General features: G+C 52.1%; 11 protein-coding genes. 10 read left to right on the top strand and 1 reads right to left on the bottom strand.

The genetic code is table 11. From position 1 onward, the window contains the following. Position 1: 1 nt before the first annotated feature. A complete protein-coding gene (gene rsmA / locus B5F75_RS04150) occupies positions 2–769 on the top strand; it encodes a 16S rRNA (adenine(1518)-N(6)/adenine(1519)-N(6))-dimethyltransferase RsmA (protein ID WP_087288236.1) in 768 nt (255 codons plus the stop codon). Here the strand turns inward: rsmA and ftcD are convergent. Continuing rightward, positions 752–1732, bottom strand: coding sequence for a glutamate formimidoyltransferase (gene ftcD / locus B5F75_RS04145; protein ID WP_087288234.1), 981 nt, complete (start codon positions 1730–1732; stop codon positions 752–754). The two genes, rsmA and ftcD, sit on opposite strands and share 18 nt — an antisense overlap. 149 nt (positions 1733–1881) lie before the next feature. On the opposite strand from ftcD, the gene B5F75_RS04140 reads away from it, so the two are divergent. The 9 genes from B5F75_RS04140 to B5F75_RS04095 all read left to right on the top strand — a co-directional run bounded on the left by B5F75_RS04140 (position 1882) and on the right by B5F75_RS04095 (position 12749). Further along, a complete protein-coding gene (locus B5F75_RS04140; RefSeq protein WP_087288232.1) occupies positions 1882–2085 on the top strand; it encodes a cold shock domain-containing protein in 204 nt (67 codons plus the stop codon). A 91-nt stretch (positions 2086–2176) separates the two neighbouring features. Continuing rightward, positions 2177–3544, top strand: a complete 1368-nt coding sequence (locus B5F75_RS04135; RefSeq protein ID WP_087288230.1) for an MATE family efflux transporter — start codon at positions 2177–2179, stop codon at positions 3542–3544. A gap of 264 nt (positions 3545–3808) precedes the next feature. Then, positions 3809–4243 (top strand): hypothetical protein, encoded by a 435-nt coding sequence (locus B5F75_RS04125; RefSeq protein WP_087288226.1) that lies wholly within the window; start codon positions 3809–3811, stop codon positions 4241–4243. Further along, on the top strand, positions 4240–5562 hold the full coding sequence (locus tag B5F75_RS04120; protein WP_087288224.1) for a terminase large subunit domain-containing protein: 1323 nt from the start codon (positions 4240–4242) through the stop codon (positions 5560–5562). Before B5F75_RS04125 ends, B5F75_RS04120 begins: the two co-directional genes overlap by 4 nt. Positions 5563–5658: 96 nt before the next feature. Continuing rightward, entirely contained in the window at positions 5659–7053 is a 1395-nt protein-coding gene (locus B5F75_RS04115) for a hypothetical protein (RefSeq protein ID WP_087288222.1), read from the top strand. 105 nt (positions 7054–7158) lie between these two features. Then, complete coding sequence (locus B5F75_RS04110; RefSeq protein WP_143351247.1) at positions 7159–8493, top strand: hypothetical protein; 1335 nt, start codon at positions 7159–7161, stop codon at positions 8491–8493. Positions 8494–8694: 201 nt separating this feature from the next. Further along, the gene (locus tag B5F75_RS04105; RefSeq protein ID WP_087288218.1) at positions 8695–9957 is read left to right on the top strand and encodes a hypothetical protein; all 1263 of its coding nucleotides are present in this window, start codon (positions 8695–8697) and stop codon (positions 9955–9957) included. Between the two features lie 2 nt (positions 9958–9959). Next, entirely contained in the window at positions 9960–11360 is a 1401-nt protein-coding gene (locus B5F75_RS04100; RefSeq protein WP_087288216.1) for a hypothetical protein, read from the top strand. A 45-nt stretch (positions 11361–11405) separates the two neighbouring features. After that, the gene (locus B5F75_RS04095) at positions 11406–12749 is read left to right on the top strand and encodes a hypothetical protein (protein ID WP_087288214.1); all 1344 of its coding nucleotides are present in this window, start codon (positions 11406–11408) and stop codon (positions 12747–12749) included. Positions 12750–12753: the final 4 nt, after the last annotated feature.

Raw genomic sequence — 12753 nt, 5'->3', positions numbered from 1 at the left:
AATGCAAAAATACGGACAGCACTTTTTAATCAGCGAAAACGTCATCCGCCAAATTGTGGATGCGGCTCTTTTGTTAAAAGCGGCGCAGCTGGTGGAAATCGGCCCCGGGAAAGGCGCGCTTACGCAGCGGCTGATTGAGCGGGGAGAACAAAATTTTACGGCGGTGGAAATAGACCCCAAAATGGTGCAGTACCTGCGCCAAACGCTGCCGCCGCAGGCAAAGGTGCAGCTGAAAGAGGCGGATTTTTTAAAAACGGATTTGGCTTCTTTGGTTACGCGCCCGGCGTTGTTTGTAAGCAATCTTCCCTATATTGACGCGGCGGATATTTTGGATAAAGTGCTTTCTTTCCCGCTGTTTCACGCGGCAGTGTTTATGTTTCAAAAAGAACAGGCCCAGCGTATCCGCGCCCGCGCGCAGGAGGAAGGGTATGGCCCGCTGTCCGTGTTTAGCCAGCTGCGCGCGCGGATCAGCCCTATTTGCAAGGTGGGGCGCGGGTGTTTTAATCCGCCGCCGAAAGTGGAAAGTATGGTGTTGGCGTTTGAAAAAAAATCGCCTTGGCTTGTGCCGCTCGGCGATTGGCAGCGGTTTAAAAAAATGGTGCAGGCCGCCTTTTTGCACCGGCGCAAAACATTGGCCAATGCCTGGAGCTTGGGCGGGTATGAACCGCAAAAAATTCAGCACGCCTTGCAGGCGCTTTCGCTGGCGCCGTCCGTCCGCCCCGAACAAGTGCCGCCCGAAACATACGCGCGGCTATTTGCCCTGTTGTAGTTCTTCTTGAAGCCGGAATTCCAATATCCGCTCGCGCAGGTGAAACGGGCGGATTTTATTTAGCCCTAAACGCAGGACGGCTTGCCGAAGGAGCGTGTGCGTGTCTTGGCAGTCAGGCAGGTAAAAACGCCCCGCCGCCGCCAACGCTTCTTGCGGGGCCAGTCCAATAAGCTCGCTGCCCGTTACGCTTAGCCCGCGCGCCTCAGCTTCCCGCCGGCACGCTTCAAAGACTTGCGCCAAGCCTGTTTTATGAAAATCCGTCAGGTTAAACGAAACCTGCGCAGCTTGGTAGCCCGGCATCAGCCAGCCGATGGCTTTTACGGCGGGCAGTCCGCCGTTTTTTTCGCGCAGGACGCCCGCTATTTCCTTGGCGGCCGCCGTATCCTGCGTGTTTAAGGACACGTTAAACGCCAGTAAAAAATTCCGTGCGCCGATCACCACTGCACCCGTTTTGGCAACATGCGGCGAAAATTCCCGCGGGCCCAAATCGGGCGGCAGTTCGGCAAGTTTTTGGGGCAGGCTTTCGTATTCGCCGCGGCGGATAAAAGCCAAATTTTTGCGGTTTTCCTGCCGGGCGTTGGCTTCGTAAAAATAAACGGGAATGCCTAATTGTTCGGCGGCTTCCTGCCCTAGTAGGCGCGCTTGTTCGGTGGCTTCGGCCAGCGTCATGCCCGCTACGGGCACAAACGGGCACACGTCCACCGCGCCCAAGCGCGGGTGGGCCCCGTGTTGAAGGCGCATGTCAATCAGCCGGGTGGCTGTTTGCATCAGCGCAAAAGCCGCGCGGCGCACTCCTTCGGGCGTGCCGGCCAGCGTCAGCACGGTGCGGTTGGCGTCGGGGTTGCTGTCTGTGTGCAGCAGTTTTGCCTGCGCGCACGCCTGCCGGGCCGCTTGGGCGCAGGCCGCTATAATCTTGGGGTCTTTTCCTTCTGATATATTGGGCACGGCTTCCATTATTTTCATATAATCATTATACCCCTTTTACGGAAAAACCCCGTTGAAAAAATTTTCTAAAAACAAATGTGCCATTTTTGCAGATTTATAGTATAATAGTTGTAGGTACTTATTAAGTTTAAGTACCTGATAATTCATAAAAGGAAGTATATAGTAAAATGCCTAAAGGAAAAGTTAAGTGGTTTAATGACCAGAAAGGTTACGGTTTCGTAACCCCCGAAGACGGTTCTAAAGATCTCTTTGTTCACTATCAGGAAATTCAGGGCGACGGTTTCAAAACCTTGGCCGAAGGTCAGGAAGTGGAATTCGAAGTCGTGGAATCCGAAAAAGGCCCCAAGGCCGTAAAAGTCGTCAAACTGTAATTTTTGAAAGACTTTTAAAAAGCCCTGAACCGTCAGGCTCAGGGCTTTTTTCTGCCTGACTAAGGCAGAAAAGAAGGAGGAAGTTGTTGTGATGGCGAAGAAAATATATCCGCAGGCCTCGCTGGGCGAGCTGTGGCATTTATCGTATCCGCTGGTTGTAACCATGGCCGCGCAAGTAGTCATGCAATTTGTAGACCGGATGTTTTTGGCGTGGTATTCCCACGAGGCGCTGGCGGCCTGTGTGCCGGCCGGCGTACTGGCTATGACGTTTGCCGCTATGTTTATGGGGCTGGCCAGTTATACCAGTGTTTTTATTTCCCAGTACTATGCAAAGAAAAAATACGCCTCGGTAACGGTTTCGCTGTGGCAGGGGATTCTGCTGGCGGTGCTGTCGTCACTGGTGCTGGCAGGGCTGACGCCTGCCGGAAAGGCGGTCATTAATGCCTTCGGGCACGATGCCCCCGTGCGCGTGCTGGAACTGGAGTACTTTGCAATTTTAAACATTTTTGGCGGGCTGGCGGTCATCAATAACGCGCTGGCCAGCTTTTTCAGCGGGCGCGGGCATACCAAAATTCCCATGTGGGCGGCCGTGGTGGGAAACCTCGTCAACGTGGGGTTGGATTATGTGATGATTTTCGGCAAGCTGGGTTTTCCGGCCATGGGCATTAAGGGTGCGGCGTGGGCCACGATTATCGGCAGTGCGTCTATTACGCTTATTTTCTGCACCCTGATTTTTGCCGGAAAAACGCGCAAGGAATTTAAAATAAGCCGCTTGGCCGGATTTTATAAACCCGTTTTTTCCCGCCTGCTTCGCTTTGGGCTGCCCAACGGATTTGGGTTTTTGATGGACATTCTTTCTTTTACCCTCTTTACGTTTATGATTGGCAACATTGATACGCTTTCTTTGCAGGCGAGCAATGTGGTAATGTCCATGCAGCCGGTGGTGTTTACGGTTATTTTAGGCCTGGGCATCGGCATCCAAATTCTGGTCAGCAAATACCAAGGCCTAAAGCGGCCGGATTTGAGCGTGCAGGTCATTAAAAATGCCTGCAAAATCGGGTATGCCTATGCGGGCGCGGTGGGAGTGGCGTTCTTCTTTTTCGCGCCGTTTTTTGTGGGGCTGTTTATCCCGGCCTCGTCGCCGGATGCGGCCTTGATCAGCGAAAAGACCTATCCGCTGATGAAACTGGTAAGCTTCTTTGTAATTTTTGACGCGACGTATTTGATTTTCGGCGAGGCCATCCGCGGTGCGGGCGATACCAAGTTTTATATGTACATCATGCTGTTCTGTGCATGGGGGTTGCTGATTCCCGGTACGTGGCTGATTGTGTATAAGCTGCAGTGGTCTGTGTTTTGGGTATGGAGCTGGCTGACGTTCTACGCGGCGCTAACGGCGGTTTTTATGCTGGGGCGGTTTCTCTCCGGTCGGTGGAAACATTTTAACGTAACCGGCGTGTAGCGTGGGCAAGTTGGTTTTAAAACGCGGCCTGTTAAAGGGCCGCGTTTTTTTGTCTGCGGCGGAGTTTAACGGGGTGTTGGTTGCTTTTTCTATTGACAAAAAGCACTTATTTTGCTATAATAATTTTATTATAAAACGCACTGTGCGGTTTGTAATTTTTTTATCTGGGGCGTCCGCCCGTTTTCCTCTTTTCTTTTTCCGGTTTTGGCCGTGCCTGTTTGTACAGGCTTGGCTGTCATGCCGTTTGCTTACCAAGGAGTTTTTATGCCTGCCAAAACCCGTGCCCGCACGTTAAAAACGCGGGAAAAACCGTTAAAATACCAACCTGAATTTTGCGAGCGTCTGCTGCGGTTTTTTGACGTTGCGCCTTTTACCGTAACGGAAGTAGCCAAACGCGACGGAAGCATTTCCCTCGTGGAAACCGCCGCCGAATTGCCCACTTTTGCCGCCTTTGCCAAAATGCTTGGCACGACGTGCCGCGTGCTGAAAGAATGGGAAGAAAAACATCCCGCCTTTCGCCAAGCCGCCGCCAAAGCGCGCGATTTGCAGGGCAATATCTTAATTCAAAACAGCCTGCGCGGCAATTATTCCGCTTCCTTTGCGGTATTTACCGCCAAAAATCTTTTGGGTTGGAAGGACGGCAAAGAAGAACCTTCCCAACCTGCGCCGCTGGTGGTGCGCTGGGAGAGCGAGAAATGAAAAAACAACCTTCCGATTGGCTGATTACCATCCCCTATCATCCGCGCCTGGCGCAGCGTCAAATTCACCCCCAGCTGGAAACGCACCGCTTTTGCGTGCTGGTTACCCATCGCCAGCTGGGCAAGACCGTCTGCGCCGTTAATCACTTGCTTAAAAAAGCCCTGCAGAACACGCGGCCGCATTCGCGCTATTTCTATTTGGCGCCTTTTTTAAAGCAGGCCAAAATGATTGCCTGGGATTATTTAAAACGTTATTCGGCCCCGCTGCCGGGCGTGGGCGTAAACGAAGCGGAACTGTGCCTGCGCCTGCCCAACGGCGCGCGGATTTGGGTGTGCGGCGCCGATAATCCAGACGCCCTGCGCGGCACATATGCAGACGGCGTTGTGTTGGACGAATACGCCCAGATTAAGCCCGATGTGTTTACCGAAATTATCCGCCCGATGCTTCTTTCGCGGGAAGGGTGGGCCGTGTTTATGGGTACGCCCAAAGGGCAAAACGCATTTTTTGAACTGTTTAACCGCGCCCAAAAGGCCGCGCAGGAAGAGCCCGGCGTGTGGTGGGTGGGCGTATTCCGCGCCGATGAATCGGGCGTCATCTCTCCGGGGGAACTCGAGCGCCTGCGCCGGGAAACACCCGCCAACATTTTCAGGCAGGAATACCTGTGCGATTTTACGGCCTCGGCGGAGAATGTATTAATCCCCATAGACTGCGTCCTGCAGGCCTGTGCGCGCCGTTATGCGCCGGCCGAAGTGCGTTTTGCACCCAAAATCATCGGCATTGATCCGGCCCGTTTCGGAAACGACCGCAGCGTCATCTTTTTGCGTCAGGGGTTAAAAACGTGGGAGCCGCTGGTATTTCGGCAGTTGGACAATATGGCCCTGGCCGAACGGGCGGCCCGGCAGATAGAAACGTTTCATCCTGATGCGGTGTTTGTGGATGCCGGTTGCGGCGGCGGCGTGATTGACCGCCTGCGCCAGCTGGGGTTTAGCGTAACGGAAGTGCCTTTCGGCGGCGCGCCGGCCCGCCCGGGGCAGTATGCCAACAAGCGGGCGGAAATGTGGGGGGAAATGGCGGCGTGGATAAAGGCGGGAGGCGCCCTGCCGGAGTGTGCGGAACTGAAAGCGGATTTGTGCCAAGTGTGTTATGACTTTGACGCCGCCGGACGCTTGCGCCTGGAGCCGAAAGAAAAAATCAAAGAGCGCTGCGGCAAAAGCCCCGACACGGCAGACGCCCTGGCCCTTACGTTTGCCGCTCCCGTGCGCGCGCGAAGCGCGGGTGGCAAATGCGAATTTGCCAACAGCGAGTACGAGGTGCTGTAAAGCAAATCAGGGCCCAAAAAGAATAGGACTTTTGGAAAAAAATTTATAGGCCCAATGACTCTGTTCTTGGAAGGCCGAAAGCGGTATAGTAATAATATGAGAAAGTCTTATTTGTTTTTTATGTTATGTTTAACGGTGCCCGCCTATGCGCAGAAAAATCTGCTGCCGGCCGTGCGCGCGGGGATGGCCCGGCCAGCGGGGGTGTCTCAGCATCTGGCAAAAGGAATCTCCGCGGTGGGGGTGCCCGGCTTAAATTTGCCGCCGGATGCCGCTGTTTTTGGCGGAAGAAACGTTCCGGCTGCCTATGAGAGGATAAAACGATTGCCGGGGGCCGATAAATTTTTGCTGAGGGAGTTTATTCGAAAACAGTTGAGTAAGCCGTTTCTGACGCCTTATGCGTCTGTAACAAACTGGCGCAAACACCAGGCCGCCTCCTATGAAAGCAGTTTGCAAACCCCCGAAGAATTCCAAGCGACATTAAGACAAATTGACCGGATGACGTTGCAGGATCCGGACTTTAAGAAATTCCTTTTCTTCCGCCCCGAGGCATCCCTCTTATCGGACTATTCCGCCGAGGCCGTACTGAACAATAAACTGCTCGTCAGTCATTTACAGTATCTGCATCAAAAGTTTAACTGGATGAAACACTACCCCAACCAAGGCCGCGATGCACTGCATTCGGTCATATCCTCGTGGGGGAATGTGGTGCGCCAACTGGCGGGCCGGCTGCGGCAGGAAAAATTGATTATGCTGGGAGAAGGACATTATCAGCTGGAAGTGCAGCAGGCCGTGGGCGATTTGATTTTGGAACTGAAAAAGCAAAACCCCAACCGCCGCATTGTAGTGTTTTCCGAATTTGCACATTTGCCCGTAGCCGGGCCGCAGGTCGTCAACCAAACGGCCGAAACGTATTACCGCCGGGTGGACGAGAGCACTTCGCCGCAGCTCTCTGTAGAACAAGCCCAGCAAAAAAGATACGCACGGGATGTGCTGCTGCGGCTGGTTCGTGCGCAGGTGGAAGTTTATCCGCTGGAAGATGTGGTGCTGATTGATTTATTAAAGGCGGCGAACAGACAAAAAGCCATGTTACTGCAAGTGGCTTCCCGCAATAAAATATGGGCGCGGGTGATGGAATATAAAATGGCGCAGATCCGCAAAACCGATCCGGATGCATTGTTTATTGTATATGCGGGCTTAGGTCACGTAAACCGTCAGCGGCAATATCCGTTGGCCGCCTTTTTTGCGCCGGAAAAACCGGTAACGGTGGAATTTCAGTTTGATCCGTTTGTAAAAAAGAATATCCTCCATTTTTTGTGGGGGGAAGAAGTTCCGCTCTTTGCAAGGCCGCTTCGGGCTTCTTTCTCGTATTGGACGGGAGAAGACGCTTCGCTGCTGGCGCGCAACAGCGGATTTGATTATTTGGTGGTGGTGCCGCATTCGCTGAAAGGGAAACTGCAGCGCAAGTATGTTTCTTTTATAAATTCGCTCTAGGGCGGAATTTCGCCCGCCGGGCCAGCGTTTGGCTGGGCCCAAAGACGGGGGAAAAACTCCAAATGGATCGGGCTAAAAACGGATTTTAAAATGGTAAATGCAGAAATGAGAAAAATAATTTTATTTTTGGTGTTTTGTTTGGCGCTTCCGGCGGCGGCGCAAAAAAATATGCTGCCCGCCGCAAAAGCGGTCGTTGGAAAAACGGCACTGCAAACGGCCGTAAAAACGCCCGCCTTGCCCGCTTTGGCCACTGGCGCCGCTTTTGCATTGCCTGCGGGCCAAGGGGCGCCTGTAAGCCGCCATTTCACTTTAAAAGACCTATTCAGTGCTCAAACCGGCGCGTCAGATGCGTCTGCCGGGTTGCTAAAAAGTTTTTCTGCCCGGGGATATGAGCGGGAACTGAAAGAAAATGACCTGCAGCAATTGCAAAAATTTATCAATACGTATGCCGAAATTGAACGCTTGAAAACCACCTACAGCTCGTTTGATTACGCGCAGCTCTTTTCGACTTCTTTTTTCCATATGACGGTTTTTTCTCCGCTTGCCATACAAAACAACCAAATCGTTTTGCATACCCTGAACCATTATATTCAAAAAATGAAATGGCTCCAACAGAACACGAACCTGGCAAAAGAGGCTTTTGTGAAGGGAGCAGATCCGCAGCATCAGCCGCAAGGGGCCGAAGGCGGAAGCAACGTTTTTGCCCAATTAGCGCGGCAGTTAAGCCAAGAAAAATTAATTATGCTGGGGGAGTATCATTTTGTTCCGGCCTTTCAGCGGGCGGTAGTGAATTTGGTGCTGACTTTAAAAAAGCAAAACCCAAACCGCCGCGTCGTGCTGTTTACGGAGTTTATCCCGCTTCCCAAAGAAAAGAGCGGCAACGGGCAGACTTTGGCAACTTATTACAAACACTTTACCGCACCAGAAATTCAGCCGCTGGCGGCGACAGACCAAAGGCTGTTTTTATACGCTCCGTCGCTTTTTCGTCAGTTAATTAAGCACCAAGTGGAAGTCTATCCGCTGGAAGATACCCGGCAGTTTGCCTTATTGGCCAAAGAGACGAGCGGTTCGCTGGATGCGCCTGTCATTACGACTGCGCGCAACAAATCGTGGGTGCGGGTGATGGCGGCTAAAATGGCGGAAATACGCCAAACAGATCCGGACGCGCTTTTTATTGTCTATGCCGGCCAAGCGCATACTTCGTGGCTTTCTCCGATGGCATTGCCCAAATTTTTCGCCGCTGAAAAACCGGTGGTGGTGGAACTGGCTTTAAACAGATTGCTGGATCATACCTCGCTTAAAATCCTTTGGCCTTCCGATGATCCGCTTTTTATAAATCCGCCTTTGCATCCCAGTTTCTTCTCCTGGCAAGGCGAAGACTCCCGCCAGCTGGCCAACTGCAGCGGTTTTGATTACCTGCTCGTTGTGCCCGGAGAATAATCCTCCTGCTTGTTACCAAATGTCGCTTTTCCCGCCCGGGATTATCCGGGCGGCGGAGCGCCGCTTAAAAAGAAACCTTACAAGAACGTCCGACGCGCTTTTTGCCCCGCCGAGGGCCTAGAGGTAAATAGGCCTTTTTGGAGGGAAACAATAGGCCTAAAGACTCTGTTTTTTAAGACGGTAAAACGATATAGTAATAGTATGAAAAATTTAGTCCTGTTGTTGTTTTTTATTTTATCTGTTCCGGCGGCGCCGGTATGGGCTCAGAAAAATCTGGTGCCGGCGGGCCGCGCCTTGCTTACAAATGCGCCCAAAACGGCCGCCCGCGCCTGTGGAAGTGCCTCTTCGTTTGGCGCCACCACTGCCGCTCGGGCTTTAACCCGTTTTCCTGCCGCCCAAGCAGTGCCGCCTGCTTCCCGGCTGAAGTTTCAGCACAGCTTGCAGCGCCGCGCGCTTTTTCAGGTGGATAAAACAAGACAGGCAAAAAACGACGAGTTATTGCGCCAGATTGACCAAACGTGGGAACAAAATGAAGATTTAATCTATGGCGGCGCGTATGAAACGTTGTATACGCCGCTACAGGAGAACACCCCGTTTGCCTATCAGAACAATCAAATCGTGCTGGCGGCCAGCAAATCACTGTTGCAAAAAACCCAGTGGCTCAAACAACGCAAAGGACAGGGGCAAGCGGAGTTAGGCTATGTATCTTCGGGCAATTTAATCAAGCAGCTGGCGGCCAAAGTGGAGGACAGCCATATCGTTTTCCTGGGGGAATTTCATTATGTGCCGGAAATCCAGCGGGCGGTGGGGCAGCTGCTCTATGCATTGAAAGATCGTAACCAGGGCCGGCGCATTGTGTTGTTTACCGAGTTTATAGATTTGCCGCCCACGGCACGGGAGGGAGCTCCCGCTTCGCTGGCTTCTTACTATCGCCGCGCCAGCGAGTTCCCCACCGAACGGATCCAAGAGGATGATCCGCATCTTTTTAAGCGGTTGGATTATGCGCGGGATTTGTTTGAAATTTTACTGGACGATCATTTTGAAATTTATCCGCTGGAAGACCGCAAGCTGTGCTCGATGATTTATCAGGAAGAGGGCCTGCTGCGGGATATGCAGGTGTCTGCCTTGGCTATTACCCTTCGCAACAAAACCTGGGCGCGGATGATGGAGCATAAAATGGCGCAGATCCGCAAGACGGATCCGGATGCGCTGTTTGTGGTGTACGCCGGCATGGCGCATACCTCCTGGATTATGCCGTATGCCCTGCCCAAATTTTTTGCCAAAGAAAAAACGTCCGTGGTGGAATTTTCGGTGGGGGAACCTTCCGAAATAAATACGCTTTGCGGGGTGTGGGATCGGGAACATCCGTATTTCCGCAAGCAGGCGTTGTTCTATTGGCAGGGGCGGGAGGCCCGTCTGTTAGGCAGGCAGACCGGCTTTGATTACGCACTGATATTGCCCTAAAAATGAGGATACAAAAGAAATTTTTATTTATCTTCATCACCGTCGGCCTGTTCGGGGCCGGGACGTCGTTTGCGCAAAAACAGCTGCTGCCGGCCGTTCGGGCCGGGGCCGTTAAACAGCCGCTGCAAGTGCAAAAAAACCTCATAAAGGGCGTTTCGGTTCCTTATTCGGAACATTTAAAAGACGCTTGCCTCTCCTGGCAGCCTTCGGTAAAAATGCCGCAGCGTTTTATGGCGTCCCCCAAAGAGTCCGCTCTTTGGAGACGCCTCAAACAGCAGGTTTTGTTGAAACGGGTGGATTTGCACCGCCCCGTAACCGCGTGGCGCAAACATCTGGCGGCCGGAGGCACGGGCACCGGGCATTTGCAAACGTTGGGCGAATTTCAGGAAACGCTGCAGGAAATAGATAACGTGGGCCTTGGCGATAGACGTTTTCAAAAAATGCTGAAGTATATGCAGGGAATTATGCCGATGCGGGAGTATTCTTCGGTAGCGGTGGCCAACAACAGACTGCTTTTAAATTATTTACAGCGCCTGTATCAAAAATTTACGTGGATGGATCGGTATCCGAACCAAGGGCGCCAGGCCCTGAAAACCGTTACTTCCGGCAATCTGGCCCGGCAGCTGGCCGCACGCCTGCAGCAGGAAAAATTGATTCTGCTGGGGGAAACGCATTTTAGATTTGAAGTACAACAAGCGGTGGGGGATTTGATTGTACAGCTCAAAAAACAAAATCCCGCCCGCCGAATAGTGGTGTTTTCGGAATTTTTAGCGTTGCCTTCGCAAGGAAAACAAATTGCCAATCAAACTTTGGAAACCTATTACCGAAGAATAGATGCGCATACGGCGCCGCAGCTTTCCAAACAAGCCGCGGCCAAACAACCCTATGCCAGAGGCGTGTTCCAGCGGTTGCTGCAGGCCCGGGTGGAAGTATATCCCTTGGAAGATCGGGATTTTTCGGATTTGCTGAAGGCGTCTGGCGGACAAGAAGCGCAGGCGTTGGGGGTTTCGTACCGCAACAAAACCTGGGCGCGGATTATCCGGCAAAAAATGGATGAAATCCGCCGGACGGATCCCGATGCGTTGTTTATCGTGTACGCCGGGACGGGCCATACGTCTTGGCGGCGCCAAAGCCCGCTGCCGGCTTTCTTCGCCCCGGAAAAACCGGTCGTCGTAGAATTTCAGTTTGATCTTGCTTTTAAAAATAATGTTCTGTACGCCCTGTGGGGGGCGGACAGCGCGCCGTTTTCCAACCCCCAGCAGGCCTCCCTTTCGTACTGGGAAGGGGCGGACGCCAAGCAATTGGTTCAAAACAGCGGGTTTGATTACTTGTGGGTGCTGCCGGCTTCTTTCAGAGGGAAACTGCTGCGCCAATACCTTGCGTGGGCGGAGCGGATGCAGTAGAAATTTTTATAGAACTTAAAAAAAGAAATATAGTATAAGTTAAAGATGAAAAAAAGAATTGTATTTGTACTCCTTTTGCTCGGATGCGGCATGCTGGCGGCCCCTTCGTTGTGGGCGCAAAAACGCCTGCTGCCCATTGCGCGTGCCGTAAAAGGAGACGCCGTAAAAAATGCGGTTGGCGGGCAAACGGGGAAAACAGGAACGTCCGGTTTTCGCTCGGCGTTAGGCAAAGAGTTGGAGGAAGTGGCAGACGCTGCGGCGGCGGAAGAGGCGTTTTTGGCCAATGTTTCGTTAAAAAACATACGGGTTCAGCAAGAAGAAATGGAAGATCTGCTTTCGCAGTTATTGGAGCTGTATTATCAGGCCAACGTGAGTTCGGAATGGGCGAAGCGGAACCGGGAAGTGGTAACGGAAGTAAAGAAACTTTGGTTATGGAACAACCAGTTTTTAAACAATTGGCTGTTTAAAAGCATTTATAAGCCGATTGAATGGCCGTCCGAATTTGCGGTAAAAAACAACAAAATCGTTTTGCTAGCCAGCAGAAATTTCTTTGGCAAAATGCAGTGGCTCGCCAACGTGCCCGACCAAGGGCGCAAATTATTGGGGCGGCTGCAGTCGGACAATGTGCTGGGCGAATTTGCCCAAAAATTAAACAAAGAAAGAATGATCCTTATCGGCGAACAGCACGGGATTTCTTCCGTACAGCAGACCATCACCAAATTAGTTTTGTTTTTAAAAAAGCAAAATCCGCGCCGCCGGGTGATTTTATTTACGGAATTTATTGATTTAAATTCCAACGCTCCCCGGGAAGGAAGTTCCCTGTCGGACTATTATTTGAAAACCAAGGAAATGTCTTTGGACAAATTAAACCAAGAAGATTTTTCGTCCGCCGCGCGCATCGATTATGCAGCCAATTTATTTTTGCGTTTGTTCCAAGAAAAAGTGGAAATTTATCCGCTGGAAGACCGCCGGCTGATGGAAGTGTTGGAACAGGAATGCGGGCCTATATGCCAGGTCAAAAATCCGGCGCTTTCCATTTCGCTTCGCAATAAAACCTGGGCGCGGATTATAGAGCGCAAAATGGCCGCCGTTCGGCAGACCGATCCCAACGCCTTGTTTGTGGTGTATGCCGGAATCGGGCATACTTCGTGGCTGTTGCCCTATTCGTTGCCCAAGTTTTTCGCCGCTGAAAAACCGGCGGTGGTAGAAGTAACGCTTGGTCAGCCTTCGTCCGTTTCCGCCTTGTATACCGTGTGGGGAAAAGAGGATGTCTTCTTTACCCCTCATTCCGATTTAACGCTATACTATTGGAAAAGCGGACTGGGGCGCATTTTTGCGCAGAAAACAGGTTTTGATTATGCCTTGGTAGTGCCGGAAGAAAACAGGTGAACGT

The sequence above is a fragment of the Elusimicrobium sp. An273 genome, assembly GCF_002159705.1.
GTDB classification, from domain to species: Bacteria; Elusimicrobiota; Elusimicrobia; order Elusimicrobiales; family Elusimicrobiaceae; genus Avelusimicrobium; species Avelusimicrobium gallicola.
The sequence above is the reverse complement of the archived record's forward strand: the minus strand, read 5'-3'. Positions and strand labels throughout refer to the sequence as shown.